General features: G+C 52.7%; 32 protein-coding genes. 26 read left to right on the top strand and 6 right to left on the bottom strand.

The window, feature by feature from the left end; translation table 11 throughout:
• Positions 1 to 6: 6 nt before the first annotated feature.
• The 4 genes from QQJ87_RS08280 to QQJ87_RS08265 form a co-directional block, all read right to left on the bottom strand.
• Positions 7 to 840 (bottom strand): PD-(D/E)XK nuclease family protein, encoded by an 834-nt coding sequence (locus QQJ87_RS08280; protein ID WP_284281161.1) that lies wholly within the window; start codon positions 838 to 840, stop codon positions 7 to 9.
• Positions 837 to 1,094, bottom strand: a complete 258-nt coding sequence (locus tag QQJ87_RS08275) for a hypothetical protein (RefSeq protein WP_284281159.1) — start codon at positions 1,092 to 1,094, stop codon at positions 837 to 839. The genes QQJ87_RS08280 and QQJ87_RS08275 overlap by 4 nt, the downstream gene beginning before the upstream one ends.
• Complete coding sequence (locus QQJ87_RS08270; protein WP_284281158.1) at positions 1,091 to 1,357, bottom strand: hypothetical protein; 267 nt, start codon at positions 1,355 to 1,357, stop codon at positions 1,091 to 1,093. Before QQJ87_RS08270 ends, QQJ87_RS08275 begins: the two co-directional genes overlap by 4 nt.
• Before the next feature lie 109 nt (positions 1,358 to 1,466).
• Positions 1,467 to 1,724 (bottom strand): hypothetical protein, encoded by a 258-nt coding sequence (locus tag QQJ87_RS08265; RefSeq protein ID WP_284281157.1) that lies wholly within the window; start codon positions 1,722 to 1,724, stop codon positions 1,467 to 1,469.
• Between the two features lie 422 nt (positions 1,725 to 2,146).
• On the opposite strand from QQJ87_RS08265, the gene QQJ87_RS08260 reads away from it, so the two are divergent.
• From QQJ87_RS08260 to QQJ87_RS08250, 3 genes are all read left to right on the top strand, one after another.
• A complete protein-coding gene (locus QQJ87_RS08260; RefSeq protein WP_348534579.1) occupies positions 2,147 to 2,461 on the top strand; it encodes a DUF4258 domain-containing protein in 315 nt (104 codons plus the stop codon).
• A gap of 17 nt (positions 2,462 to 2,478) precedes the next feature.
• Positions 2,479 to 2,925 (top strand): helix-turn-helix domain-containing protein, encoded by a 447-nt coding sequence (locus QQJ87_RS08255; protein ID WP_284281156.1) that lies wholly within the window; start codon positions 2,479 to 2,481, stop codon positions 2,923 to 2,925.
• A 162-nt stretch (positions 2,926 to 3,087) separates the two neighbouring features.
• Positions 3,088 to 3,234: a hypothetical protein gene (locus QQJ87_RS08250; RefSeq protein WP_284281155.1), complete on the top strand. Its 147-nt coding sequence runs from the start codon at positions 3,088 to 3,090 to the stop codon at positions 3,232 to 3,234.
• Between the two features lie 36 nt (positions 3,235 to 3,270).
• On the opposite strand, the gene QQJ87_RS08245 is transcribed toward QQJ87_RS08250, so the two are convergent.
• Entirely contained in the window at positions 3,271 to 3,702 is a 432-nt protein-coding gene (locus QQJ87_RS08245; protein WP_284281154.1) for a hypothetical protein, read from the bottom strand.
• Positions 3,703 to 3,735: 33 nt separating this feature from the next.
• On the bottom strand, positions 3,736 to 4,410 hold the full coding sequence (locus QQJ87_RS08240; RefSeq protein ID WP_284281153.1) for a LexA family transcriptional regulator: 675 nt from the start codon (positions 4,408 to 4,410) through the stop codon (positions 3,736 to 3,738).
• Between the two features lie 396 nt (positions 4,411 to 4,806).
• Here QQJ87_RS08240 and QQJ87_RS08235 point away from each other — a divergent pair, with 396 nt between their 5' ends.
• The 23 genes from QQJ87_RS08235 to QQJ87_RS08125 all read left to right on the top strand — a co-directional run bounded on the left by QQJ87_RS08235 (position 4,807) and on the right by QQJ87_RS08125 (position 24,273).
• Entirely contained in the window at positions 4,807 to 5,187 is a 381-nt protein-coding gene (locus QQJ87_RS08235) for a hypothetical protein (RefSeq protein WP_284281152.1), read from the top strand.
• Positions 5,188 to 5,325: 138 nt separating this feature from the next.
• On the top strand, positions 5,326 to 6,045 hold the full coding sequence (locus QQJ87_RS08230; protein ID WP_284281150.1) for a hypothetical protein: 720 nt from the start codon (positions 5,326 to 5,328) through the stop codon (positions 6,043 to 6,045).
• Positions 6,032 to 6,691, top strand: a complete 660-nt coding sequence (locus QQJ87_RS08225) for a DUF6475 domain-containing protein (protein WP_284281148.1) — start codon at positions 6,032 to 6,034, stop codon at positions 6,689 to 6,691. Before QQJ87_RS08230 ends, QQJ87_RS08225 begins: the two co-directional genes overlap by 14 nt.
• Positions 6,678 to 7,301: a RusA family crossover junction endodeoxyribonuclease gene (locus QQJ87_RS08220; protein ID WP_284281147.1), complete on the top strand. Its 624-nt coding sequence runs from the start codon at positions 6,678 to 6,680 to the stop codon at positions 7,299 to 7,301. Before QQJ87_RS08225 ends, QQJ87_RS08220 begins: the two co-directional genes overlap by 14 nt.
• Positions 7,298 to 7,846: a hypothetical protein gene (locus QQJ87_RS08215; protein WP_284281145.1), complete on the top strand. Its 549-nt coding sequence runs from the start codon at positions 7,298 to 7,300 to the stop codon at positions 7,844 to 7,846. The genes QQJ87_RS08220 and QQJ87_RS08215 overlap by 4 nt, the downstream gene beginning before the upstream one ends.
• Before the next feature lie 4 nt (positions 7,847 to 7,850).
• Positions 7,851 to 8,462 (top strand): hypothetical protein, encoded by a 612-nt coding sequence (locus QQJ87_RS08210; RefSeq protein ID WP_284281143.1) that lies wholly within the window; start codon positions 7,851 to 7,853, stop codon positions 8,460 to 8,462.
• Between the two features lie 142 nt (positions 8,463 to 8,604).
• The gene (locus tag QQJ87_RS08205) at positions 8,605 to 8,853 is read left to right on the top strand and encodes a hypothetical protein (protein ID WP_284281141.1); all 249 of its coding nucleotides are present in this window, start codon (positions 8,605 to 8,607) and stop codon (positions 8,851 to 8,853) included.
• A gap of 628 nt (positions 8,854 to 9,481) precedes the next feature.
• The gene (locus tag QQJ87_RS08200; protein WP_284281139.1) at positions 9,482 to 10,525 is read left to right on the top strand and encodes a DNA modification methylase; all 1,044 of its coding nucleotides are present in this window, start codon (positions 9,482 to 9,484) and stop codon (positions 10,523 to 10,525) included.
• A 1-nt stretch (position 10,526) separates the two neighbouring features.
• Positions 10,527 to 10,937, top strand: coding sequence for a hypothetical protein (locus tag QQJ87_RS08195; RefSeq protein WP_284281137.1), 411 nt, complete (start codon positions 10,527 to 10,529; stop codon positions 10,935 to 10,937).
• Positions 10,921 to 12,363: a phage terminase large subunit gene (gene terL, locus QQJ87_RS08190; RefSeq protein ID WP_284281136.1), complete on the top strand. Its 1,443-nt coding sequence runs from the start codon at positions 10,921 to 10,923 to the stop codon at positions 12,361 to 12,363. Before QQJ87_RS08195 ends, terL begins: the two co-directional genes overlap by 17 nt.
• A 33-nt stretch (positions 12,364 to 12,396) precedes the next feature.
• Positions 12,397 to 14,556 carry a phage portal protein gene (locus QQJ87_RS08185; RefSeq protein WP_284281135.1) on the top strand — a complete coding sequence of 720 codons (2,160 nt, stop codon included), beginning with the start codon at positions 12,397 to 12,399 and terminating at the stop codon, positions 14,554 to 14,556.
• A gap of 6 nt (positions 14,557 to 14,562) precedes the next feature.
• Positions 14,563 to 15,954 carry an HK97 family phage prohead protease gene (locus tag QQJ87_RS08180; protein ID WP_284281134.1) on the top strand — a complete coding sequence of 464 codons (1,392 nt, stop codon included), beginning with the start codon at positions 14,563 to 14,565 and terminating at the stop codon, positions 15,952 to 15,954.
• A gap of 107 nt (positions 15,955 to 16,061) precedes the next feature.
• Positions 16,062 to 17,558, top strand: a complete 1,497-nt coding sequence (locus QQJ87_RS08175) for a hypothetical protein (RefSeq protein WP_284281133.1) — start codon at positions 16,062 to 16,064, stop codon at positions 17,556 to 17,558.
• Positions 17,559 to 17,620: 62 nt separating this feature from the next.
• Positions 17,621 to 17,902 carry a hypothetical protein gene (locus QQJ87_RS08170; RefSeq protein WP_284281132.1) on the top strand — a complete coding sequence of 94 codons (282 nt, stop codon included), beginning with the start codon at positions 17,621 to 17,623 and terminating at the stop codon, positions 17,900 to 17,902.
• A 3-nt stretch (positions 17,903 to 17,905) separates the two neighbouring features.
• Positions 17,906 to 18,463 carry a phage head-tail connector protein gene (locus QQJ87_RS08165; protein ID WP_284281131.1) on the top strand — a complete coding sequence of 186 codons (558 nt, stop codon included), beginning with the start codon at positions 17,906 to 17,908 and terminating at the stop codon, positions 18,461 to 18,463.
• Positions 18,460 to 18,948, top strand: coding sequence for a phage virion morphogenesis family protein (locus QQJ87_RS08160; RefSeq protein WP_284281130.1), 489 nt, complete (start codon positions 18,460 to 18,462; stop codon positions 18,946 to 18,948). The genes QQJ87_RS08165 and QQJ87_RS08160 overlap by 4 nt, the downstream gene beginning before the upstream one ends.
• A 5-nt stretch (positions 18,949 to 18,953) precedes the next feature.
• Positions 18,954 to 19,379 carry a hypothetical protein gene (locus QQJ87_RS08155; RefSeq protein WP_284281129.1) on the top strand — a complete coding sequence of 142 codons (426 nt, stop codon included), beginning with the start codon at positions 18,954 to 18,956 and terminating at the stop codon, positions 19,377 to 19,379.
• A gap of 72 nt (positions 19,380 to 19,451) precedes the next feature.
• Positions 19,452 to 20,213, top strand: coding sequence for a hypothetical protein (locus QQJ87_RS08150; protein WP_284281128.1), 762 nt, complete (start codon positions 19,452 to 19,454; stop codon positions 20,211 to 20,213).
• 6 nt (positions 20,214 to 20,219) lie between these two features.
• Positions 20,220 to 20,540: a hypothetical protein gene (locus QQJ87_RS08145; protein ID WP_284281127.1), complete on the top strand. Its 321-nt coding sequence runs from the start codon at positions 20,220 to 20,222 to the stop codon at positions 20,538 to 20,540.
• A gap of 68 nt (positions 20,541 to 20,608) precedes the next feature.
• A complete protein-coding gene (locus QQJ87_RS08140; protein WP_284281126.1) occupies positions 20,609 to 20,785 on the top strand; it encodes a hypothetical protein in 177 nt (58 codons plus the stop codon).
• Complete coding sequence (locus tag QQJ87_RS08135; RefSeq protein WP_284281124.1) at positions 20,785 to 20,991, top strand: hypothetical protein; 207 nt, start codon at positions 20,785 to 20,787, stop codon at positions 20,989 to 20,991. Before QQJ87_RS08140 ends, QQJ87_RS08135 begins: the two co-directional genes overlap by 1 nt.
• Before the next feature lie 5 nt (positions 20,992 to 20,996).
• On the top strand, positions 20,997 to 21,317 hold the full coding sequence (locus QQJ87_RS08130; protein WP_284281122.1) for a TM2 domain-containing protein: 321 nt from the start codon (positions 20,997 to 20,999) through the stop codon (positions 21,315 to 21,317).
• Between the two features lie 64 nt (positions 21,318 to 21,381).
• Positions 21,382 to 24,273 carry a tape measure protein gene (locus QQJ87_RS08125; protein ID WP_284281121.1) on the top strand — a complete coding sequence of 964 codons (2,892 nt, stop codon included), beginning with the start codon at positions 21,382 to 21,384 and terminating at the stop codon, positions 24,271 to 24,273.
• The last annotated feature ends 16 nt before the right edge of the window (positions 24,274 to 24,289 follow it).

Genomic DNA, 24,289 nt, shown 5'->3' with positions numbered 1-24,289 from the left:
AGTTGATTACCTGCGCCAGAAGCAGTCGTTGAAGTTGGGACAGAATTTCTTGTGGCAGAGCATGCTGCGGGGGTTGCCAAAGGGCGGGATGATTCCGTGGATGATCAGCGCGGCATGGTGAAGAAGGCCCGGGCGACTTTTGTCGCCAAGTAAAACTGCCTTGGCTTCACGGATCTCGCTTGTTGCGATTGCCTGTCCCGCGGGGGTTTTTCCGGTTTTCATGCCGATGATCTTTGCAGGCAGGTCGATTGGGATTCCGGTCGAGGCCTCAGCGAGGATCTCGTAGACACCAATCTGCGGTGCATGAGCCTGGGTTTTCGCCTCGCCATGGCTGACCGCCTGAATCCCGCTTTTGAGGTCGCCCACTCCGAATCGGAGCTCATTGCGAAAGATCCGGTCTGTGCTGCCAGTCAGCTCGAGGCTGACATCGTTTAGGATCAGGCTTTCGCACTTGGCCTCGACGGCCACAAACTCATGTTTTTGGCTTTCCTCTCTGCAATACTTGTTGGTAAGTGCTGCAGCAATCGACTCCGCTTCGTCGCGACGTAGATCCCAGACGGTGTCTTCATCGCTGTCGCGAAGAGTATCAACGGCGCACTGTGTCGCTGCAAAAATGCTGGGTGCCTGACCGTTCAAGACTTCAGTGTCGTAGTGCGCGGTACCCGCATGAATGGCCGTGCCCATAGCAGCACGATCCGACTGGGGCACTCGCTTACCTTCAAGGTGCACCGAACACCAGCGATCAGCACAATCGAACAGATCGGACACACTCGAGGCACGCAGCCGAACAGGTGGTCGGTTGGGTAGCAGCTCGAGCAGCTTCATGTAGGCTTCGCTCACAGCTTGCCCTCCCGCTGCAGATCTGCGCGAATTTCGCTGTACAGCTCGAGGTGGCCACAGGGATTGCGCCAAGCGTCGACGGTCATCTTTCGATCACCATCCCAGTCTGCAACTTTGAAAGGCTCGCCGCGTGGTCCTCCGCATTTGCGACACACCCAGGGCAGCACAAGTTTCAGCGCAAGGTAGCCGCCGTGGTTGTCAGAGCCTGGAATGGTTACCATCTTGACCTGTGGCAGTTCGGTAGTTTCAGTCATGCCAACAACTCCCGACGTGCAATGGTCAGGCGCGGTAACCAGCCGAATCGCTTCCAGGTCTCGCGAACGTCAGTGTCCTCAGAGCGGCGGTATTCAAATCCCGAGTCGACTTGAAGCTGTTTAACCAGGCTGACCACTTGAGTGCGGCTTTCGATGGGGTGCACTCGCAAATGACTCGTCTGCTCCATCAGTCTCAGCGCCTCTGATGTACGACCGCCATGGACCAATTCAAAAATCTTCGCTGTTTGTTCGGGGGTTCTCATTTGGATGCCTCCTGAAGGTGCTGCTGGGTCTGTGCTTGAGCTTCTTGTCCGGCCCAGTAACCGAATGCAAAGCCAAGGGCGAGGAAGAGGGTGATTGCTTGAAGTCGATTCATTTCGCACCACCCCCTAGTGCTTGAGGATTTGCTACGTGAGGGAAGAGCCCGATATCGGCGGGCTTTTGAGCCATCCAGATCTCGCCGGTGGGATCAAGGTGGACTTGCATCTGGCGAAGGCGGGCCAGCTCGGCCTGCGCTCTCTTGTAGACGCGCTGATCTTCCGTGTACTCGAATGACCAGTCGAAGCTACGAAGCGCGGCAATGTACTGTTCCTGCGTTGCGAGTTCGTCGGTGTGTTGTTGGTGTGACATGGTGACCTCACGTGTTGAATTGCGTGAGTTGATTAAACACCATGTTTATTTATAAGTCAAACATCATGTTTAAAAATTCATTGAATTCACCCAAGAAGGGAGGAGGGGAGGTCCGTTCTGGTTTGAGTGAGGGGAAAGACAAACTGTCCCTTTTTCGTCTTGTTGGCTGCACGCAGCGATTCCGCTGACTTTGTGAAAGGAAATCTGATCAGGAGCGGAAGAAAATTAAGCGCTGGATCAAAGAATAATTGAATTGCCTAAAATTATTTCCGACTGGTAAACGTACCCTCAGACTACCTAGTGGGGGACGTTACATCTGGCCTTTATTCGGACATCACTTAACGCTTTGTTACGAATAAAAATAACGGTTGACACCCATAAAATTTATACCCATAATTTATACGGGTAAACATGCGGATTCCATGATGACTGTCTTTCCAAAACCTATTGCGTTGAACGATCGAAACATGCTTGAGATAGTTCGAAGAGTTGCGAAAGACTCAGCCAATATTATTTGGACTCAACATTCCAAACAGAGAATGCATGAAAGGAAAATCACTTCCTCACAGGTTATAAAGGTTCTGCTCAGGGGTGCTATAACGGAATCGGTTTACCAGACACCGGCTGGTGATTGGAAATGTACCATGAGCCACGTGATTGCTTCTGATGAGATATCAGTTGCCTTGGCGGTAAGGTGGGATGCGTCAAATTTGGTTGTCATCATCACCGTATATTGATTAATTAAGGGGGAAATATGTACCACTACATTGAGTGCGGTTTGGAAAATGTGTGGCTTGTAAATGGTTACACGATCAAAGAGATTGAGGGCTATGGTGAAGTAGTCTCTTTCGACGATTTGTGCGGATTGCACAAAAGCATTGGGACATCTTTGACCAAGAAAAATTATCTTTCCGGTGATGAGTTTCGTTTTCTTCGCAAAGAATGTGAGCTCTCACAGGCAAAACTGGCTCATTCACTTGGAGTAAAAGAGCAGACGGTTTCGCTGTGGGAACGAGGTATGGGTATTCCTAAGTATGCGATTAAAGCAATCAAGGGCTTGTATCTGGAGCATGTTAACGAGAATCCGACTTTTGAATCGATTTACAACGCGCCTGAAATTGAAGTGGACGTTGAAACGGAAGACGGCAAACTTCAATTTGAAGAGCGCGATGGAGCTTGGACCCTACCAATCGCAGCATAAGACGAAAAAAAGCCAAGGGCTGGTACCCTTGGCCATTTCCCTGCCTGACTGGGTTTTGACCCCACTCAGTCAATGATAAGCAAAGTGCTCATCGCTTCGCAATCGAAGTGTACTTTGTAAAGTCATTCCAAGGCAAGAGGTCAGTTCTTATATAGGTGCTAAATGAGCATACAGAAAGAACTGTTTGAGCACGACATTGATGATCACGTCATCATTTGTCGCCCTTGGATAACGCTGCGTAACGGCAAGCGACTTTACGCCTGGCAGGTTGGCAAAAAAGCCTTCTGCTTTCCGGCGAAGCGGAGGTAAGTAAGAAAAAGCCCCACCTAGTGGGGCTTCTTTATTTTACGTTTGAGTGATGTTGAATTTTGTTTTTGCAAGAAGGTTTGACACAAGTTCACTAAGATTGGTGGAATATTTCCTGATATTGGCTTTTCGAAGTAAGTCAAACGCGCCCCTGTGTCTTAGTATCAAAAGCCTCAGATCACCAATATCGGAAAATCTCAGAGAAGCACTTAAATACGCACCAAGATTACCTTTGTTTTCGCTAATCCAGGCTGAGGCTCTAATTTGGAACTCCTCTAATGCCAGTCCATCCAGCTGATTCACTACGTCGGTATCTTCATTTCGTGCAGCAAAAATCAAGTGCAGAGGTTCTCCAGATGGGTAAATTAGCAAACCATCTAAAAAAGTCTCCTCTCCAATCTGCTGGGAGTCTGATACGACGATATAGAAGCTAGGACCAGCAATGCCTATTTGAGCTTCCTGAATTTTCATTATTCACCCTTTGGAAAATATTCCTTCACCCCTTCACCAAAACTTCTTTAACGTCCACGACGCGACAACTCGCCCGCAGATCACCAATGAGTCTGCTTCCTCAGCGGTCAACTTCTCTGATTCATAAAGCCGGTTGTCACTGATGATGGCCAGCACGTTACCGTGAAGCATCTGCAGGCGCTTCACCTGGGTCTCCGTGCCTCGGCAAATGACATAAATCCCGTCGCCGTCAAAGTGCCGAATTGCAGAATCAACAAACAGGATGTCTCCGTTTTCGATGGTGCCCTGCATTGAAGTGCCGCGAGCGGATATCAAGCGGATGTTGTTGGTGTTGCTGCCCAGGTTCTTTTTTGCCCAAGTGTCGAGGACATTGATCTTGCGAACGATCTCGGGAAATTCGACAGGTGAACACCCGGGCCCTGCTGAAGCCTGAACATCGAGAAGATCGAAACTCACATAGTCGCTATTGGTTTCAGCAATTTCCTGCCCACTGCCAAATTCCATGGGGGTTTGGCCAGTTTCCAGCCACACGGCGGAGCAGCCGACCGTTTTTTGTGCGGTCAGCATCCCTTGCTTCGATATGCCGCGTTCCTCCCAGTTGTTCACTGTTTGGGGAGACACATTCAGATGTCTTGCCAGCTCGGACTGGTTGCTGATGTTTTTGAGGGCTTTGGCTGCCTCGTAGAGCCTTTTCATTTGTATGTGCATCGAAGCATTCTCATGGAACTAAACACCATGTTGTTACACGCCGTGTTTGACTTGTTTTTAAACATGGTGTTTAATCAAGCTCATCTCTATTGATCAGCGAGAAGAGCATGTCTTCAGACAAAGAAATTATTCAGCGCCTCGGAGGCCCCTCCGAGGTTGCCGAACTTTTGAACTTCGACAAAAAGAAGGGTGGTGTTCAGCGTGTGCAAAATTGGTTGACAAGGGGCATTCCCGCAAAAATCAAACTTGATTACCCACACCTCTTCCTGTCTGAACATCAATCCCAGTCAAAAGGCTTCAAGCCAAAAATCAGTGGCTGATCAATGGGCCCATTCTCTTTTTTTTCCCTTTTTTTGACTTTCCGAATGTTTCCGAATTTTTCGGAAGAGGTAAGCCATGCAGATTGAAATGCCCTTTTTTGAATGTCCAGAAGATGCCTTGAAGTCGGCTGTTCAGGCCTTGGGTGGTGCAAAGGCAGTGGGTCAGATGATTTGGCCCGACAAGTCAGTCGACGCAGCGGCGCGCCTACTTCTTGACTGTCTGAATCCTTCACGCGCTGAAAAACTTGATGTTTCTCAGGTGATTCTAGTTTTCACCCGGGCGCGAGCTGCTGGCCATCACACTCCGTTTCTTTGGTTTGCTCAAGAGGTTGGCTACGAGGCCAAGCCGGTAACCAAAGAAGAAGAGGTTGATCGCCTGACCTTCGTGATCGAAAACTCTACCAAGCAGCTCGAGGCCGCGCTTGGTCACCTGGCTAAGCTGCGGGCAGGGGGTTAAATGGCAAGAATCAGAACCATCAAACCCGAGTTCCCTCAGTCCGAAAGTATGGGTCGAGTCAGCCGTGATGCGAGACTGCTTTTCATCATGCTCTGGACAATCTGCGACGATTCGGGGAGGGCTCGCGGAAATTCGCGAATGCTCGCGAGCCTTCTTTTTCCCTATGACGAGGACGCGCCGAGCAAAATCGAGGACTGGCTCCACGAGCTGGAAGAGGAAAATTGTCTGGTTCGCTATGTGGTCGAAGGATCAACTTACCTGCAAATCTGTAAGTGGTTGAATCATCAAAAGATTGATAAGCCCAGCCAGTCCAAAATACCCCCATTCGACGAATCCTCGCGAATATTCTCGAATCCTCGCGAATCCTCCCCGTTGGATCAAGGATCAAGGACCAAGGATCTAAGGATCAAGGAGGGGAACGACGACAGCGGTGATTTATCGAAGAGATGCGCGCGAGAAAATAAACCTTCGTCGTTGTCGTCGCCCCCTGAAGACGAAAAATCCTCAGATCCAGTCGAACGAGATCCGATCGCTCAGCGTTCGGTTGAAATCTCGGTTTTGCTTCGCAACCACGGTGCCGCAGTCCAGCCTGGCAATCCGCATTTGCTCGAATGGGCGCGAGAGGGACTGAGCGACGCAAAACTTCTGGCCGCACTGGAACAGGCCCAGAGCCAAAGGCAAGAGCAGAGCAACCCACAGCCCGTCAATGCCGGCTACCTCAACTCGATTTTGCAATCAAAGGCTCGTGCAGGGCCGAGAGGCCGAAATCCTCCCCAATCCCTTTACGAGCAAAACATGGAAAACGCGCGCCGCGCCAAGGCGATGATTTTTGGAGACCAAAGCGATGAAGCCAACTGATTTTGAAGCTTTCTCGGCAATGCTCTGCGCCGTGAGCGAGATGTACGGGAAGACAGTGAGCGAGTTCGCAAACAGCCTGTACTGGAATGCGCTGCAGAACTACGAGCTGAATTCGGTCAGACAGGCATTTGATCGACACGTCAAAAACCCCGACACGGGCCAGTGGATGCCAAAGCCTGCTGACCTGATCCGCATGATGCAAGGGTCCACGCAGGATAGCTCTATGTTGGCCTGGAGCAAGGTCGACAAAGCGGTGAGGGTGGTTGGGCCCTACCAGACGGTCACTTTTGACGATCCAGTCATCCACCGTGTGATCAGCGACATGGGGGGATGGGTCGACATCTGCTCAAAGACCGACGCCGAGTGGCCATTTGTGCAGCGTGAATTTGAGAATCGATACAAGGGTTATGCGACCCGGGGAGAGATCCCCGAGCACTTGCCTTCATTGGCCGGAATTGCCGACGCCGAGAATCTGAAACAGGGGCACCAAATGCAGCCCGTGACGCTGATCGGCAATCGTCGGCGGGCAGAGTCGAATTATCGATCCGGCAGCCATGAAGCGGGATTGCTGCAAATCAGCACGCTGCTGCCCGAAACCATCCAACGCATTACAAACAACCAAGGAGACAGGCGTGAGGCATGTTGAAAATCCGCAATTGCGAACATCAAACCCCGGGGGTGTACAAGTTGACCTGCCTGGACTGCTGTGTGCAGCTGGTGGCCAGCACGAGGCCGAGCAAGGCACATGCGCAGGCGATGTTGGAAGCCATCAACAGGGTGATCGGCTCGCCAGGACGGGCGAGGATTCTGGACGCACTGGCGAAAAGTTTGCCTCGGTCAGATTCTCAGTGCCAGGCGCCCCAGTCGGTAAAGGTCGACCCAAATTCGCAAGGCGGGGGAAATTTGTGACCACCTACACGCCAGAGAAGACGGTCAGCTTTGAGAACCTTGTCAAGCTTTATGCGAGCCAGGCCATGGCCGGTAAGAAGTTGCTCGACAGCATGGTTTGCGTCGACATCCATCTGTGGATTTCAGTTCCAGCTTCCTGGTCGAAGAAAAAGCAGCACCAGGCAATCACAGGGGAAATTCGACCCATGACCAAGCCCGATGCAGACAACGTGGCAAAGGCGATCTGCGATGCGATGAACGAGATTGTCTACACCGATGACAAGCAAATCGTCGATCTTCGGGTTAGCAAGTTCTACGCGGAGCAGCCACGCTCTGAGGTAACCGTTTCACCACTGGGGGCTGCATGACCGAAGATTCAGAATTCCTTTTTGACTGCACCGATCATGCTTTGCGGTTCGCATTCCAGTATTCAAGCCAGCAGTCGCCCAGCTCTCCAATGCTGCGGGCAATGGTTGGCCCAACTGGCACCGGCAAGGGACTCTCTGGGTTGGATGGCGCTGGACAGGCAGGGATGATTCTGGACGTTGTGAACCGGATGTCACGCGAAGAAAGGGATGTCATCACGGCACGATTCGGACAGGTGACTCACGAGTGCCCATGCTGCCATCAACAGACCTCCACGCAAGACTGGCGCAGTGCCGTTTCAAATCTGTCCATGTGCGATGAGCTCCATGACCTTGCCAGAGACGTTAGGATTGCAATCGTTCAAAAGGTTCTGTGCAGAAGAGCCGTCGAGGTGGCGGGCCTTGGCAGTCAGTACGGCATGAACGAAAGAACTCTGCGGAATCGAATCAAGAAATTCCGGGACAGGATCTTCAAGGTCGAGCGCCGGGCCCTGTGTCAGCTGGATTCCTTTTTTGCGGCCACAGGACTGATTCCTCCTCAGGTCTGATTCGTTGAGTCAACTCAGCAAGACCAATGAATCGAATCCGTTTTTATTCGACTGGTGTAGGATGAGTTGCTCGAGTTTGCATCCATGCGGAGAAATTGAAATGGCGGAAAAAATGAGTCAGTGGCAAGTTGCAACTGCGGCAGAGGCACTGGCAGCAGCTCAATTTGCAAGGTTTGGTTGGGACGTTTCTGTGCAATACGGTGCGAATTTGCCTGAGTTTGACCTTGTTGTGACACGCGGCGATGCGATGCTTAAGGTGTCCGTCAAGGGAAGTCAGGACGGTGGCTGGGGGCTAACTCAGTCGTTTTTGAAAAACGCGGATTATCATGCTGCCGCGGATGTCTGGCTCAAGAGACATGGCAACAAAACGGTGATGTGCTTTGTTCAATTTAAGGGATGCGAGCCTACAGAAATGCCGCGACTTTACTTGGCCACCCCAACAGAGGTTGCAGCTTGGCTCAAACATGCGGCCGATGGAAGGGGAGATACAGTTTTACGGGAATTTCACCAGTGGGGGCCCTCGGCCCAGGCTGCTGGGACCGTAGATGAGATTCCCCCCGATTGGAAAATGGATGCGTCTTGCATTGATAGACTCCTATCAACACTCAGGGCCTGAAGGACAAGTCAAACCCAAACAGATTGATTCGCTTGTTAATTTCGAATCAAATCCTGTCCTTTCAACCAACATCAATGACCGTGCTTGTAACCCCCTCTTTGAAGCCATAGACTCAAAGTTCAAACTATAGGAGAACTGTGGCATGGAGAAGGAAAAGGTGTGGGCAGTTACTGTGGCAAACCCCTCAGAAGGGCGGCAATTTAGCTTTGAAACTGTTATGGATAAGGAGCCGAGCGGCAGTCGACTCAGTAATTTGGTGAAACAAGCTCTAGAAACGCAGCTAGGTCTGGAATTCGGGATAATTGACCAACCGAGGGGTATCGATGACCCAAACAGGTCAGTGGTGGAATTTTGCGGTTGGTCTGTGTTGTCAATTAATCTCAAGCAATGAATTCTTGACAGATTGCCGTTTTGCGGCAAAAATCGGTCTTAATTCGATATTGTCCAGAAACCGTGCCCAGAGTGATCTGCGCGCGGTTTTTTGCTTTCTGGACCATTCAAAGCTTGTCTCCTCCACCCTCCGCGAGAGTGGATTTCAGCCCGCCCAGCGCGGGCTTTTTCATTTCCAATGGCGCGCAAAGCGGTAGGGCACGCGCTTAACAATATGCCTCCGCAAACACCGACGTTTAGAAGGCTCTGGTTCCTTACCTCACGGGTTCCTGCCGGAGCGCGGGCGGTGTTCAGTCGCCCACGGTTGTTGTTTTTCCGAAGTTTTTACACCCTATAAAAAGGGCACCTTTCCGCAGATTGGTTACATGTCCACCGAAAATTTAAATCTCTGTGATATCGATACGCTGATTCCATACGCAAGGAACAGTCGAACCCATTCCGAATCGCAGATTTCTGAAATCGCTTCGAGTATTGAAGAGTTTGGCTTTGCTGGATCGATCGTTGTACGCGACGGTGTGATTGCAAAAGGTCACGGAACACTGGCAGCTGCAAAGAAAATTCTGAGCGCTGGTAAATCAATCTATCCGGCACCAGGTAAGAGGGCAGGTGCCAGTCCATTTCCAAAAGGCATGATTCCAGTTCTTGATGCGAGCGGATGGAGTGACTCCCAATTCAAAGCGTTTGTAATCGCCGACAACAAGCTGGCCACGAAGGCCGGCTGGGACACGGATCTGTTGGCGCTGGAGATTCTCGATCTGCGAGAAGAAAAGTTCGATCTCAGTGTCTTGGGGTTCTCCGACATTGAACTGAATGAACTCAACAAAATTTCTGGTGCCGGAGCCTCTGGCGGTCTGACGGATCCCGATGAAGTGCCCGCTGCACCAGAGAAGCCTGTGAGCAAATCTGGCGACATTTGGATTCTTGGTGACCACCGCTTGATGTGTGGTGATTCGACCCAGGCCGGCGATGTTGCCCGCCTGTGTGCAGGATCGAAAATTGACCTCTTGCTGACCGATCCGCCCTACAACGTCGCCTACGAAGGGGGCACCAAGGACAAGCTGACCATTGAAAACGACTCAATGGATGACGCTTCATTTCGAGCTTTTCTGCGAGATGCATTTTTCGCCGCCGATGCGGTTTTGAAGCCGGGAGCCGTGTTTTACATTTGGCACGCCGACAGCGAGGGTTTCAACTTCAGGGGGGCCTGCCGCGATGTGGGCTGGAAGGTCGCACAATGCCTGATTTGGAAAAAGAGCAGTCTGGTTATGGGTAGGCAGGATTACCAATGGATTCATGAGCCATGCCTGTATGGTTGGAAGACTGGTGCGTCCCATCTATGGGCTTCTGACCGAAAGCAGACGACTGTCTTGGAGTTCGATAAGCCAAGCCGAAACGCAGAACATCCAACCATGAAACCTGTGGCACTGTTTGAGTATCAACTCCTGAACAACACCAAGGGTGGTGACATCGCCCTCGACATTTTTTCAGGGTCGGGCACCAATCTGATTGCCTGCACCAATCAAAACCGAGTCGCCTACAACATGGAATTTGATCCTCGCTATGTTGACGTGCAGATCAAACGTTGGCAGGACTACACAGGCCAACTGGCGGTTCGAGAGCAGGATGGGCTTTCATTTGCCGAGGCCAAGGCGCAAGAACCCATAGAGGCATGACATGGCACGCCCTCCATTTGTACCCACCGAGGAACAGCGGTTTGTAACCACGGTGATGCTGGCCTGTGGCATGCCCCAAGAGTTTATCTGTAGCCAAATCATCAACACTCAAACCGGAAATCCCATCAGCAAGAAGACCTTTGAGAAGGCCTTCAGAAATGAGATCGACAACTGCAAGTTGATCGCCAATGCTCGGGTCGCGCAGTCTTTGTTCAAAAAGGCGATAGGCACAGGGCCTCAATCTGTCACGGCAGCCATCTTTTGGCTCAAGTGTCACGGTGGTTGGAAGCCGGTTGAGGCGATTGAGCTGACGGGCAAGAATGGCGGCCCAATCCAGCAACAGACATCGACAAGTGACCTGACCGACGAGCAGTTGGAAAAGGAGCTTGCCAAATATGGGATCAAACTTTGAAAAGCTGGCTCTGGTTAAGGAATGGAGATTAAGGCAGGCCAGGAAGTCATTTGCCTCCTACCGGCAGCTCATCAATCCCAAGCTGAAATGGGGCTGGTGGAATGAAGAGATTGCGGCAGAGCTACAGACTTTCTACGAAGACCTTGTAGCGGGTAAAAAGCCGGTCCTGATCATTCAGGCGCCTCCCCAGCATGGCAAGTCAGTTCAGATTGTTGATTTCATCAGTTGGCTGGCGGGGAAGAACCCAGATCTCAAGACGATCTATGGATCGTTTTCTGACCGATTGGGCCTGCGCGCAAACTTGCGTCTGCAGCGCACTTACGATTCAGAAATTTATCGGGAAGCTTTTCCTGACACGAACATCTCAAGGGTTGGTGAGAAGGCTGGTAGCAGTCGCTATACACGGAACCAGTCCTTTCTCGAATACGTCGACAAAGAGGGTTCCTTCAGAAACACCACGGTGATGGGACCAATCACCGGCGAGTCTCTTGATCTTGGGGTGATCGATGATCCGATCAAGGGTCGGAGGGATGCCAACAGTCAGACAGTCAGAGACTCGACCTGGAACTGGTTGACCGATGATTTTCTGACTCGGTTCAGCGAAGACGCTGGCCTGTTGATCATCCTGACCCGATGGCACGTGGATGACCCTGTTGGTCGTTTGATTGCCAAAGACAAAACGATTCGGGTGCTGAGTTATCCAGCCTTGGCCGAGGAAGACGAGCCGCATCGGAAGAAAGGCGAACCGCTATTTCCTGAACACAAAAGTTTGGAATTCCTGCTCAAGCGCAAAGCGATCATGCCAGAGCCCAACTGGTTGGCGCTGTACCAGCAGCGGCCGATTGTGGCCGAGGGCAATCACTTCAAGCCTGACAAGATCGAAATCGTTGATGCAATTCCGGCTGGCTGCAAGTTCGCGCGCGCTTGGGACTTTGCAGCCACCACAGATGGCGGCGACTGGACTGTGGGGTTCAAGCTGGGCCGCATGCCCGACGACCGTTTCATCATTGTCGATGTTGTCCGGTTACAAGGCGGGCCAGAAGATGTCGAGATGACTCTGAAGAACACCACGGTGAGAGATGGCTCAGCATGCAAGGCTCGAATCCCGCAAGACCCAGGTCAGGCTGGAAAGGCCCAGGCCAAACGTCTGATCAAGCTGCTGGCGGGATATTCAGCCACCGCAAAGCTCGTCTCTGGTGACAAGGTGACAAGGTCCAGCGGATTTGCCGCGCAGGTGAACATCGGCAACGTCATGATGCTGCGTGCCGACTGGAACACGGCACTCACCGACGAACTTCGCTCCTTTCCCAATGGCAAGAACGACGATCAGGTTGACGCAGCCTCCGATGCCTTTGATGAGCTGACCAGCACGTCAAATGGACTGCTGGACTTTATTGAGCAACAGATGGCCGAGAGCGCCGACTGAGCAACAGACAAACAACATTCTGGATTTTGATTTATGGCCGATGGCGAAAAAAAACCAATCGAGTCCAGCCTCATTGCCCGTGTCTCCGGTGCGATCAACTACATGTTTCGTGGTGTGGCGCCTACCGACTGGATGAGCCCGGGCCAGCCGATCGACCCGGTCGCCCCAGACACGGCCAAGGGTCGGGAGTTTGATTTTCCGGTTGGTATCAACACGACCACCACGCCCCGTTCCTATGAGCGGGTTTCGTTTTCACAGATGCGCGCCTTGGCCGATGGGTATGACCTGCTGCGTCTGGTGATCGAGACAAGAAAAGACCAGCTTGAAAAGCTGAATTGGAAAGTGGTCAAGCGCGATGGCTCGGAAGCAGATGACCGGGTTAATGAGGTCACGACGTTTTTGACCTTTCCAGACAGAGAGAATACTTTCCACACCTGGGCCCGGATGCTGGTTGAGGACATGCTGGTCATAGATGCCCCAACGATTTATCCGCGTTTTACCCGGGGTGGCAAGTTGTACTCACTGGATTTGATTGACGGTGCCACTATCAAGAGGGTGCTTGACGGAGAGGGTAGGACGCCGATTGCGCCCGACCCAGCCTATCAGCAGATCATCAAGGGGGTGCCCGCTGCCAACTACAGCACCGATGAGCTGATCTACTACCCGCGCAACAAGCGAACTCACAAGGTGTATGGGTTCAGCCCCGTCGAACAGATCGTTATGACGGTCAATATCGCGCTGCGCCGACAAGTTAACCAGCTCGAGTATTACACCGAGGGAAACACACCAAACCTGATTTTTGGTGTTCCAGACGATTGGACCCCAGATCAGATCAAGTTTTTCCAAAAGTGGTGGGATGATCTCAACAAAGGCCAGACCAAACACAACGCCAAGTTTGTACCCGGTGGAGTGGCGCCTCACGACACCAAAGCCCAGGCTCTGAAGGATGAGTTTGATGAGTGGCTTGCACGGGTTGTCTGCTTTGCCTTCAGCATCCCTGCAACAGCGTTCATCAAGCAGACGAACCGCAGCGTAGCGGAGCAACTCAACGAGACCGCCCAGCAGGAGGGGCTTCTGCCCATCATGAATTGGCTGCGATCCCTGATGAACCTGATCATTTGGAAGTTCTTCGGGTACCAGGATCTCGAATTCAACTGGGATGAAGAGTATTCGATTGATCCGCTCAAACAGGCCCAGATCGATGACCTCAAAATCAGGAACGGCAGTCGAATGATCAATGAGGTTCGAAAGGAAGACGGTAAGGCTGCTGTGGATGGTGGCGATGTTCCCCTGGTCTACACCTCGTCCGGTCCCGTTCCATTGACCTCCTACCTGACAAATGCCGAGCAACCCGTTGTTGCGCAAGAGACGGCGGGTGTAGTGGTCGAAAAGCTCGAGCAACTCGGTAAAAAAAAAGCCCAGAGTCTGGCTGTAGAACGTGCGCAGGCCAAAGTCAAACGCATTACTAAGCGCTTCCTGCGGGCTCAGGCCAGCGAGATCTCCAAGCAACTTGGCAAGGCCATGGGGCTGACTGCAAAGGCTGAACAGGATCGAATCAGTGAAATCCTCAGTCAGATTGACCTGACCGGTTGGGCCGTTTTGGCCGGTGACATTCAGCCCATTCTCGAGCGTATTGCTGTGCTCGCTGGTAAAGCCTCTCTTTTGGAATTGGCCATCGACAACGAGGACATGCTGAGCCAGGTCAATTTGAGAGCGCTGCAATGGGCCAAAGACCGGGCTGCCGAACTGGTCGGCATGAGAGTGCTTGAGGATGGCACCGTAATTGAAAACCCAAACGCTCAGTGGGCGATCACCGAAAGCACCCGAGAAATGCTGCGGGGCGACGTGGTGACTGCGCTAGAGGAAGGCTGGAGTAATGCCCGACTTGCTGACGAGATTGCCGACAACTACGCATTCAGCGATGCCAGGGCAGAAATGATCGCCCGTACCGAAATTGCTCGTGCGGATAGCCAGGGCAACCTGATTGCTTGGGACGAAAGCGAGGTGGTGGTCGAGAAGGCTTGGCAGGTCTCCAACCTTGGCTGTTGCGATGCCTGCGAGGGCAATAAGGAGCAGGGTCGCATTCCTTTCAAGAAGGCGTTTCAAAGCGGCGACCAAACCGCTCCAGCGCACCCCAACTGCCGGTGTGTGGTGGTTCCTTTCACCAATGATGACGAATCTGACCAGGAGTAGATCCCCATGAAGAAAATTGAAGACAAAAGCAACGGTGTTTTGAAGAAGCTGTACGGCACCATTGAAAAAACCGAAGAGCTCGATGACGGCACCATCAAGGTGTTTGGCTATGCCTCGACTGCTGACGAAGACGCGGACGGCGAGACCATCACGCCAGAAGCCATGAAGGCAGCGCTGCCGGATTACATGAAGTGGGGCGCTGTGCGTGAAATGCACCAAGCCAAGGCCGCGGGTACTGCAATTCAGGCGGAAGTGCAGGACGATGGAAAAACCTACTTTGGTGCCCATGTGGTCGACAGCGAGGCGGTGAAGAAGGTCAAAACCGGCGTCTACAAAGGCTTTTCGGTTGGCGGTAAAGTCACCGGGCGCGACGACCTGAACAAGGCCATCATTACCGGTATCAAGCTGGTCGAGGTCTCACTGGTGGATCGCCCCTGCAACCCAGAGGCCAAGTTCACGATGTTCAAGGCAGACTCCATTGAACAGCCCAGCGCTGAAGGCGAGCAAGAATCCAGTGGATCAGTCGAAGAGCCAGCGCCAGAAAATACAGGTGGTGATGCTGAAGGCGCGGCCAAAGCCGAAGACCCAGAGGGCCGAAAGTCACCAGATGCACAAGCCATCGAGGAAATCGCCAAGATGGTGGACGCGGGCGAGCTGAGCCCTGCGGACTTGCTGAAGCTGGCCAAGACCGCCAAGCAAAACGCTGGTCAAGGCGAGAAACTGGAAAAGGGCATGTACGGCGTGCGTTGCCTTGCTGATCTGCTTCAGACCTTAAATTGGTTGAAGGAAGATTCAAAGTGGGAAGCTGATGCCGAGGGTGATAATTCGCCGGTACCAGGCAAGCTCAAAGATGCGGTTAATGCGCTTTCCGCCATTCTTGTTGAAATGGTTGCAGAGGAAACTGCGGAGCTGACGGCCAACGATGGCGTGAAGGCTTCTGCTGAGGGTGCCGTGACCGAGATGAATGATTCTGTAGCCATGGCCGACAAGACGGGTGACCTCGCAAAAGCCGGATCTCGAAACAGCAAGGCTGATCAGGAAAAAATCCAGTCGATGCATGACATGGCGGTGGGCCTGGGTGCTGCTTGCGGCGCTGCTGAAAAGCATGATCACACCGAAGACTTAAAGAAAGTTGCTGATCTTGAAGACTCCCTTCAAAAAATGACAGCCGAGCGCGACACCTTGCAAAAGCGTGTGAAGGAGCTGGAGGCCATGCCCGCCGCAGGCAAGGGCGTCCTGAAGGCTGTAGCAAAAGCGGATGATCTGGAAGACGACGAGATCAGCAAGGCTGCAAAGGATGAAGAAGAGTTCCTAAAGACCGCAACGCCCGAACAAAAGGCGCTGTATGAATTGAAGAAGATTCATCAATCTGGTGGGGTAGTGGTGACGCGCCGCTAATCAACCCCTGCCAATCAAAGTCTGGTCTCCCCGGGGGACCTCAATCAACAAGTTCAACGAAATCTCAAGCCTGCCCTGTGCAGGCTTTTTTCATGGAGAAATGAATCATGGGTGCAACTACTCAAGAAACTCTGGACGCGCTGAAAGTGGCGCTGTCCAAGTCCGATGAAACTTTATCAAAGTCGATCACCACGGCCAACGGCCTGGTCGCCTATGACCTGCAGGGTCCAGCCAAGAATCTTTATCCCGTAGTCACACCGCTGCGAAACTCAATTCCTCGGGTGCCCGGCAACGGCGGCAAGGCCACCAACTGGGTAGAGGTCACGAAGCTTGAAGGCTCAGGCTTTAACGCATCACCTTGGGTGCCAGAGGGTCAGCGAAGCGCCCGCATGAGCATCACCAGCGCGCCAAAGGCTGCCAACTACGTGACCATCGGTGAAGAAGACAGTTTGACCTTCGAAGCAGAAAGCGCGAGCAAAGGTTTCGAAGATACCCGTTCCACCATGGCCATGCGTCTTTTGCAAAAGACCATGCTCAAGGAAGAGGCTGGCATCATTGGGGGTAACGCTTCTGTGGCTTTGGGTACACCAAACACCCCAACTGTGACCGCAGACACGTCCGGTGGCACAATCGCTGATGGCACGTACAACGTGATCGTTGTGGCCTTGACTCTTGAGGGTTGGCTCAATGCCACTCGCACGGGGACCCTGGCAGTGCCGACCGCAAAAACCATTACCGGCGCAGATGGCGAGACCTATGTGCTCAATGGCGGTTCATCCAACAAGTCAAGCGCTGCCAGCACTGGCGCCATTTCTGGTAGTGGTGCAAACATCATCAGCGCCAGTGTTCCGGTTGTAACAGGTGCAGTTGCCTACGCTTGGTTTGTGGGCACGGCTGGCAACGAGACACTCCAGGCATTTACAACCATCAACAGCGTGGTTTTGACCAGCCTTTCCAGTGACAACCAAAATGCATCAGCCATCGCCGCGGATTACTCTCGCAACAACGGTCTGGCCTTTGATGGAATTCTGGCTACAGCCTACGCCAGCGGTTCTGCTTACACCAATGCATTTGCCAGCGGTGTGGTCGGGGTTGGTACGAAGCTCACCGCTTCTGGACGCGGCAGCATTGTTGAAATTGACAACATGTTCAAAGAGCAGTGGGATCAGTATCAGATTGGTGTCACCGTGTTGTACGTGAACAGCCAGCAACTGAAGGACATGACCGACAAGGTCCTGGACAACTCGAGCGGCCCTCTGGTTCGTTACAACAGCGACGGCAAAGAGGCCTACAAGCTGTCTGCAAGTGGCGTGATCAGCTACTACTTCAACCCCTTCACTGCGGACGGCGGCCGTCTGATTCCTGTGAAGCTGCATCCAATGCTGCCACCCGGCACGATCATTGGTTACTGCGAGGAGTTGCCAGCTTGGTACCAGAACAACAACGTGGCCAACGTTGCAGAGATGCACTGCCGCCGCGATTACTACCAGCTGGATTACCCACTGCGCACTCGTCGTTATGAGACCGGTGTGTACGCAGAGTGCGTGCTGGCCATTTACGCGCCATTCGCCACTGCTGTTCTGACCAACATCGCCGCTGGCTAATCGCCCGCAGTCGATCCAGCCCCGGCCACGCGCCGGGGTATTTCATCTTGATGGAGAAAACGATGCCAGACGTAAAAATGAAGTGTTCAGGCCCGGGTGTGAACTTTGGCGGCGAAATCTTTGAAGCTGTGGACGGCTTCGTAATGGTCCCTGTGCATGCCGTACAGACTCTGATCTCTCACGGTCTGAAAGTTGTCGAGGACGAAATTGAAAAAGTCTCGGGCAGAGGGGGCAAGAAAGCCAAGACCGAAGATCCAACGTCAGAGCCTACGCCTGCGCCAACCGATGCACCGACTGAGCAACCCAACGGTGCCACGAAGGTTGATGAAAAGGCTGCAAAGTAAGCGATGGCTTCCGGCGATTTAACCACCCTGGCTGATGTCAGGGCTTTTCTCGGCATCTCTGGTGAGGCTGATGATCAATTGATCACTCGGATGATCACTGAGCATTCTCAGGCAATCCAGAACTACGTGAACCGACAATTAACGAGCCAGGATTACGCAGAGACTCTCGACGGTTATGGTGGCTTTACACTGCTGCTGAGAAACTACCCCATTACCGCGATTTCCTCGCTCTCAGTAAATGGCCGAACGATTCCGGCCGCAGCAGGCTATTCAGACCCCGGTTATCGCTTCAGAAATTATGAGGTTGTACTCAACGGTTACCGTTTTGACCGTGGCCTCATGAATGTTGAAATTGCGTACACCGCTGGATTTGAGACTGTGCCCTCCGATCTCGCTGGCGCCTGTATCAAGTGGGTGGCAAGCAGCTACCGGGAAAGAGAGCGACTTGGCCAGGCCAGCAAGCAACTCAATGGTGCCGAGACCGTGAGCTACATCGTCAAAGACATGCCTGACAGTGTAAAGACCGTCTTGAAGCAATACATGCGAGTGGTTCCGCTATGAAAATCTCAGCGCAGGTGGTTGGTCAAGAACGTCTTACATCCAACCTCAGTCAGTTTCCCTCGGCGGTCAGGCAAAGTCTGGTCCGCGAAGTTACGAAAATTTCGATTGATCTGCAGCGCAAAGTCGTGAGTCAAAAGTTGCACGGCCAACTACTCCGACAGCGCAGCGGCCGGTTGGCGCGATCAATCAACCAGCGGGTTGTCGAGGATGACCTGAAGGTGACAGGTTCGGTGGGGACGAATGTCTCCTACGGCAAAGTCCACGAGCTTGGTGGAACGTTCAAAGTGCCGCAACACATGCGAATGATGCGACAGGCCTTCGGCAGACCGATCAAAGAGCCGCGCTTGGTCACAGTGAGGGCGCACAGCGTTACCTTTCCTCAGCGGTCGTTTTTGCAGTCCTCGCTCGATGAAATGCGCAACGCAATCGTAAGTCGATTGACCGCCGCAGCTCAAAAGGCTGCTTCAGATCTCTTCGAGGGTTGATCCAGATGCAAAGGGAGCAGATTTACAAGGCGCTGTTCGATCTGATTGGCGGAGTCTCAAATTTCGTCACCAAGTCAAGAAAGCTCAAATTCATCGACGAGATGAGCCGGGTGGACATGCCTGCGCTTTTTCAAGTGCAAGTGGATGAAACCCCATCGACCACAACAGGCCAGCCCACACGCTGGACATTGTCTCTGGAGTTGTATGTCTACGTGGATGTGGGTGAGGACGAGAGTGTCTCACCCTCAGAAGTCATGAACCCGATTCTCGATTCGATCACCAATGCATTCGATCCCAGTCCCGTATCAGCCCGCCAGACGCTCGGTGGCCTGGTTCATTACGCGCGAATCGGCGGACAAATTCGAACCGGGGACGGCGCGACGCAGAGTCAGGCAATCGCCATCATCCCTGTGGAGATCATGGTCGCATAAAAAATCATTTACTCAGGTTCAACTCACCGGCCCCTTTGATGGGGCTTTTTTTCGCCTTGGGAGGCAACAATCATGCAAAACGTATTCGGCTCCGGCATTTTGTGGGGCATTCAAAACACCGATGCAAACGGCAACTTGGTGGCCAATCCAACGCCGATTATTTTCGGCACCTTGCAGGACGTATCGATCGACACCTCGTTCGATACCAAGATGCTTTACGGTCAGAACCAGTTTCCTGTGGCTATTGGCCGCGGCAAGGGCAAGATCAGTTGCAAGGCCAGCTTTGCCAACATCCAGGGCGACATGATTGGCAACTTGCTGTTTGGTCAGTCCATCACCAACGGCATTTTGTCGGCGGTCTACGACACAACCGGTGCTGTCATTCCTGACACTACCTACGAGATCACGCCGACAGTCCCCGGCAGCGGTGCTTTTTCCCGTGATCTGGGCGTGATCAACGCTACCACTGGCCAGCCTCTGAAGTTGGTTGCCTCAGCTCCTACCACTGGTCAGTACACGGTCGCCGATGGCGTTTACACATTTGCCGCTGCCGATGTTGGCACGAAGGTGTTCATCAGCTATGAATACACCGCAACTTCCACCACAGCCAAGCAGCAGACCGTTCAGAACGTCACCATGGGCTATGCCCCCACGTTCCGAGCCGACCTGTACATGCCCTACAACGGCAAGAGCCTCATTTTCTCGTTGCCCAATTGCTTGTCGAGCAAATTTTCGCTGTCGACCAAACTGGATGACTTCGCAATTCCAGAATTCGATTTTGATGCCTTTGCCGATGCCTCTGGCAATGTGATGACCTGGTCCTCTACGGAGTAATGACTGATGAGCAAAATTGAAGGAGTCACCATCAGCCTGGGCGGGGAGGATTATGTCGTTCCCGCTTTAAATTTCCGCCAGATCAAAAAGATCCAGCCTGACATCCAGAAGTTGGAAAACCTCTCTGGTGGACTGATTTCTGATGAGGAAATGGAGGTGATGGCCAAGGTTGTTCATGAGGCCCTGTCCCGCAACTATCCAGATATCACTCAGGATAAGGTTCTGGATCTCTTGGACCTGCGAAACGCTCCCATCGTGGTGAAGGCGATCATGGGTATATCCGGGTTTGAGGCCAGAGAAGCGGGGGAGGTGAAGGCGGGGAGTTAGATTGGGATCAGTTGTATTGCCACTTGATAGCCTCCACCGGCTGGACTTGGGAGTACATCGACGAACACATGACAATTCCCCGCCTGCAGGCCATGACAAAGTACTGGGAGACCGCTCCACCTGTGCATGTCATGGTTGCTGCCTACTTTGGCATCGGGAAAAAGAAGAAACAGGCCGAACCTGTTGACATGGAAGAACTGATGCGCAGTTTTCCACAGTCCCCTAATCCGTCTATGATATTTTGATGGATATGAAGCCAAAAATTACCGACATCGAGGGGCCAGAGCCCTTGAAACCCTACTTCTTTGAAGGGATTCATGGCGTATTGATTGACGCAGCACTGGCCGAGCTATCGCACAGCCTGGTACCTGCAACCCTAACCATTCAGAAAATCAAAGTCGGTGAAAGTTGGACATACTCAGTCAATTACATCAACGACAAGGGCAAATAATGGAAATGACCTCAAACGATCAGATGGTGTTCTGTCGGGCATGTGGACACAAAATTCACAACTCGGCACCCAGCTGTCCCTCATGCGGCGCGCTTCAAAAAGTCAGTGGTGGTGGTTCAGATAAACGCATCCTTCCGGCATTGTTGCTGTGCTTTTTCTTCGGTTTGTTTGGTGTGCACCGCTTTTATGTGGGCAAAACCGGAACCGGCGTGCTGCAGTTTTTCACCTTTGGCGGGTTAGGGGTCTGGGTTTTAATTGATTTCGTAATGATTGTTTGTGGCAGCTTCACAGACAAGCAGGGAAATTTCCTGAAGCAGTGGACCTGATGGTTCAACAATCCAAAGACAGCCACCTTCGGGTGGCTTTTTTTATGCCTGAATGGTTTTGAATATGAGCAACGAAAATAAAGTTGAGGTGCAGTTTGGTGCCGACGCCACAGGCGTGCAGGATGGTGCCAAGCAGGCAGCAGACTCAATTGCTCAGGCCGTGCAGAGCATCAAGTCAACGCTAGAGGGCATCCGCTCGGATATGTCCGCAGGTTTGAAGCTGAACACCTCAGCATTTGACGACCTCGCCGCAAAGGCGCGCACCTCAGGTCAAGGCGCCACCCGGTCTATCGAAGACGCCACCAGTGAGATGAAGTCGTCTCTGGATCAAATGCGTACCGATTTCGGTAAAGGCTTCAAGATCAACGGCACCGAGGACCTGACTCGCATGAAAAGTGAGGCCGCGTCGGTGTTCAGAGAAACTCGGACTGCTGCCGAGCAGTATCGGGCCAAGCTCGCCGAGCTGGACGCCATGTACAAGCACGGTGCCATTGATGCCGAGACATACAGTAGAGCGGTAGACAGGACAAAAGCGAGCTTTGAGCGCGCAAACGAGGGCACAAGTGTCTGGTCTCGCGGCCTTGGTCAACTAAAGGTTATGGCCCTGGGCTTTTTGAGCCTTCGGCTCGGCGAGCAGGCCTTGTCAATCATGGCAGACTTCGAACAACTGGAGGTCGCACTCACGGGCCTGTATGGAAGCCAGGAGAAAGGCAAGCAAGCCTTTGCCTGGATCAAGCAGTTCGCTGTGGACACCCCGTTCGAAGTGCGCGATGTTGCGCATGCTTTCCAGACATTGAAGTCCTACGGAATCGATCCAACAAATGGCAGCCTTCGCGCGATTGCGGATATGTCTGCCCGAACTGGTCGCGGCACTCAGGGCTTGGAGAGTGCAACACTGGCACTCGGTCAAGCCTGGACCCGAACAAAACTCCAAGGCCAGGACATCCTGCAGATGGTTAACGTCGGTATTCCAGTCTGGGACATCTTGGCTCAAAAGACAGGCAAGAACACCTCCGAGCTGATGAAGATGTCCGAGAAAGGGCAACTGGGACGCGATGCCATCATGGCCTTAATGCAGGGCATGGAAGAAATGGCTGGCGGGGCCGCTCAGGCTCAGATGGACACATTGTCCGGCAAGTGGTCGAACTTCAAAGATGCAATCGCCAACAGTCTGGATGAGATGCGTGAGGAAGGTGCGACCGACGGTTTGAAATCAGGAATTGAAGAACTCACCAATTTCATACCTCCACTGGCCAATACCTTCATGGCCATGGGCGAGACAATCGGCTCAGTTTTCACCAGCATCGTCGATGTTTGGTCAGAGCTTACCGATGCGATCAGCGATGGAGTAGGTCAGCAGGTCGGGCTGTGGGATATGTTGAGAGGGGTTCTGGAGGTTATTCGCTGGGGCTTTATTGGTCTGAAATCGGCAGTTCAAGTCGTATTCGAGACTCTCGGGTTTGCCGTGGAAAACTTCATCAATGGGGTAAAGACACTCGCTGGTGTCCTGAAGGCAGCACTTTCTCTGGATTGGGATGGGGTCAAGAGCGCCTATTCTCAGGGCTTTCAGACAATGGAGGACTTGGCAGTCAAGCACGGTCAGAACATCGTGAAGAAGTTGTCGGCCAACAGAGAAGAAATGTTGAAGTTTTCGGCGATGTACCCGGATGCAGGCAAGGGCCCCAAGATCGACACATCCAGTCACATCAATGCCAAGACTGGCAACGCTCTAATCGACAAAGCGACAGGAACCAAACAAACCTCACGTGTTGGCCAGTGGTCGGCCGAGCTCGCTGAAGAGAAGGTGTACTACCAGCAATCAAACGATCTGCGCGAATACAGCAAGCAGCAGGAACTCGCTTACTGGCAGGAGGTGCTGAGCAAAAACAAGGTCACCGCGGCTGAAAAAGTTCAAATCACTCGAACCATGGCCAACCTGCAACTACAGATCTTGAAAGAGCAGAAACAGCGGGAAGGGCAGCTGACTCTCGAAGGTATAAACAACACCGAAAAATTGGGGATGGACTCAGTAGCAATGGCCGAGCAACATGCTCAGGCCCTGGTGCAGGCGGGTCAAATCACTCAAGAAAAGCTGCTCATCATGCAGCAACAGTTTGAGGATCGAAAATTCAAGATCATGGCTGATGCCCAGCAGCGCAGAATTGATCTTTTGAAAAAAGACCCCAACAGCGATCCGGTTGCCCTTCAAAAGGCACTGGACAAGCTGCAGGAAATTCAGCGCAAACACACCCAGACCATGGCAAAGCTGCAAGATGATGTACTCGTCAACAGCAAGCAGCAATGGGAAAAAGTTCTGCAGCCGTTCTCCCAAGCTTTTGATCAGTCGATCAGCGGGATGATTCAGGGTACCCAGACCTTGCAGCAGGCCATGGCAAATATCGGACAGGCGGTGGTCGCTGAGTTCGTAAACATGGGCGTCAAGATGGCAACCCACTGGGCCGCGACAGAGCTGGCAAAGACAGCGGCCACCGTGGAGGGAACTGCGACCAGAACAGCGGTTGAGCAAGCAGGTGCAAATCAGAGCATCGCGATCTCGGCGTTTGCAGCGATCAAAAGCATCATGAACAGTGCTTGGGAGGCTATGGCTGGTGCATTCAAAGCGCTGGTCGGCATTCCGGTAGTAGGGCCTGCGCTCGCCACGGGTGCAGGCGCCGCAGCATTTGCGACTGTTTCTGGTCTGGCTGGTAACGTGGCCAGTGCCAGAGGTGGCTTCAACATTCCGGCCGGCGTGAACCCGCTTACTCAGCTCCATGAAAAAGAAATGGTTCTGCCCGCACACATCGCAGATCCGATGCGGGACATGTTGGCTGGTGGCGGTGGAAAAGGATCAGCTGTGCACATCCATGCCAAAAGCGACAAAGACATGGTCAGGGTGGGCGACTTGAAGAAGCTTCTTGGTCAGATGAACCGCAATTTTGTACACATCAAAGATTGATTAAGGGTAGGTGTTG

It is taken from the genome of Limnobacter litoralis (assembly GCF_030160455.1).
Taxonomy (GTDB): Bacteria; Pseudomonadota; Gammaproteobacteria; order Burkholderiales; family Burkholderiaceae_B; genus Limnobacter; species Limnobacter litoralis.
Note: the sequence above shows the minus strand (reverse complement) of the source record. Positions and strands in the feature narration are given on the sequence as shown.

Excerpts from the sequence above, each read along its gene's own strand:
- QQJ87_RS08275 (WP_284281159.1), bottom strand. The coding sequence starts at position 1,094 with ATGACTGAAACTACCGAACTGCCACAGGTCAAGATGGTAACCATTCCA.
- QQJ87_RS08270 (WP_284281158.1), bottom strand. The coding sequence starts at position 1,357 with ATGAGAACCCCCGAACAAACAGCGAAGATTTTTGAATTGGTCCATGGC.
- QQJ87_RS08265 (WP_284281157.1), bottom strand. The coding sequence starts at position 1,724 with ATGTCACACCAACAACACACCGACGAACTCGCAACGCAGGAACAGTAC.
- QQJ87_RS08260 (WP_348534579.1), top strand. The coding sequence starts at position 2,147 with ATGATGACTGTCTTTCCAAAACCTATTGCGTTGAACGATCGAAACATG.
- QQJ87_RS08255 (WP_284281156.1), top strand. The coding sequence starts at position 2,479 with ATGTACCACTACATTGAGTGCGGTTTGGAAAATGTGTGGCTTGTAAAT.
- QQJ87_RS08250 (WP_284281155.1), top strand. The coding sequence starts at position 3,088 with ATGAGCATACAGAAAGAACTGTTTGAGCACGACATTGATGATCACGTC.
- QQJ87_RS08245 (WP_284281154.1), bottom strand. The coding sequence starts at position 3,702 with ATGAAAATTCAGGAAGCTCAAATAGGCATTGCTGGTCCTAGCTTCTAT.
- QQJ87_RS08240 (WP_284281153.1), bottom strand. The coding sequence starts at position 4,410 with ATGCACATACAAATGAAAAGGCTCTACGAGGCAGCCAAAGCCCTCAAA.
- QQJ87_RS08235 (WP_284281152.1), top strand. The coding sequence starts at position 4,807 with ATGCAGATTGAAATGCCCTTTTTTGAATGTCCAGAAGATGCCTTGAAG.
- QQJ87_RS08230 (WP_284281150.1), top strand. The coding sequence starts at position 5,326 with ATGCTCGCGAGCCTTCTTTTTCCCTATGACGAGGACGCGCCGAGCAAA.
- QQJ87_RS08225 (WP_284281148.1), top strand. The coding sequence starts at position 6,032 with ATGAAGCCAACTGATTTTGAAGCTTTCTCGGCAATGCTCTGCGCCGTG.
- QQJ87_RS08215 (WP_284281145.1), top strand. The coding sequence starts at position 7,298 with ATGACCGAAGATTCAGAATTCCTTTTTGACTGCACCGATCATGCTTTG.
- QQJ87_RS08205 (WP_284281141.1), top strand. The coding sequence starts at position 8,605 with ATGGAGAAGGAAAAGGTGTGGGCAGTTACTGTGGCAAACCCCTCAGAA.
- QQJ87_RS08200 (WP_284281139.1), top strand. The coding sequence starts at position 9,482 with ATGATTCCAGTTCTTGATGCGAGCGGATGGAGTGACTCCCAATTCAAA.
- QQJ87_RS08195 (WP_284281137.1), top strand. The coding sequence starts at position 10,527 with ATGGCACGCCCTCCATTTGTACCCACCGAGGAACAGCGGTTTGTAACC.
- terL (WP_284281136.1), top strand. The coding sequence starts at position 10,921 with ATGGGATCAAACTTTGAAAAGCTGGCTCTGGTTAAGGAATGGAGATTA.
- QQJ87_RS08185 (WP_284281135.1), top strand. The coding sequence starts at position 12,397 with ATGGCCGATGGCGAAAAAAAACCAATCGAGTCCAGCCTCATTGCCCGT.
- QQJ87_RS08180 (WP_284281134.1), top strand. The coding sequence starts at position 14,563 with ATGAAGAAAATTGAAGACAAAAGCAACGGTGTTTTGAAGAAGCTGTAC.
- QQJ87_RS08175 (WP_284281133.1), top strand. The coding sequence starts at position 16,062 with ATGGGTGCAACTACTCAAGAAACTCTGGACGCGCTGAAAGTGGCGCTG.
- QQJ87_RS08170 (WP_284281132.1), top strand. The coding sequence starts at position 17,621 with ATGCCAGACGTAAAAATGAAGTGTTCAGGCCCGGGTGTGAACTTTGGC.
- QQJ87_RS08165 (WP_284281131.1), top strand. The coding sequence starts at position 17,906 with ATGGCTTCCGGCGATTTAACCACCCTGGCTGATGTCAGGGCTTTTCTC.
- QQJ87_RS08160 (WP_284281130.1), top strand. The coding sequence starts at position 18,460 with ATGAAAATCTCAGCGCAGGTGGTTGGTCAAGAACGTCTTACATCCAAC.
- QQJ87_RS08155 (WP_284281129.1), top strand. The coding sequence starts at position 18,954 with ATGCAAAGGGAGCAGATTTACAAGGCGCTGTTCGATCTGATTGGCGGA.
- QQJ87_RS08150 (WP_284281128.1), top strand. The coding sequence starts at position 19,452 with ATGCAAAACGTATTCGGCTCCGGCATTTTGTGGGGCATTCAAAACACC.
- QQJ87_RS08145 (WP_284281127.1), top strand. The coding sequence starts at position 20,220 with ATGAGCAAAATTGAAGGAGTCACCATCAGCCTGGGCGGGGAGGATTAT.
- QQJ87_RS08140 (WP_284281126.1), top strand. The coding sequence starts at position 20,609 with ATGACAATTCCCCGCCTGCAGGCCATGACAAAGTACTGGGAGACCGCT.
- QQJ87_RS08135 (WP_284281124.1), top strand. The coding sequence starts at position 20,785 with ATGGATATGAAGCCAAAAATTACCGACATCGAGGGGCCAGAGCCCTTG.
- QQJ87_RS08130 (WP_284281122.1), top strand. The coding sequence starts at position 20,997 with ATGACCTCAAACGATCAGATGGTGTTCTGTCGGGCATGTGGACACAAA.
- QQJ87_RS08125 (WP_284281121.1), top strand. The coding sequence starts at position 21,382 with ATGAGCAACGAAAATAAAGTTGAGGTGCAGTTTGGTGCCGACGCCACA.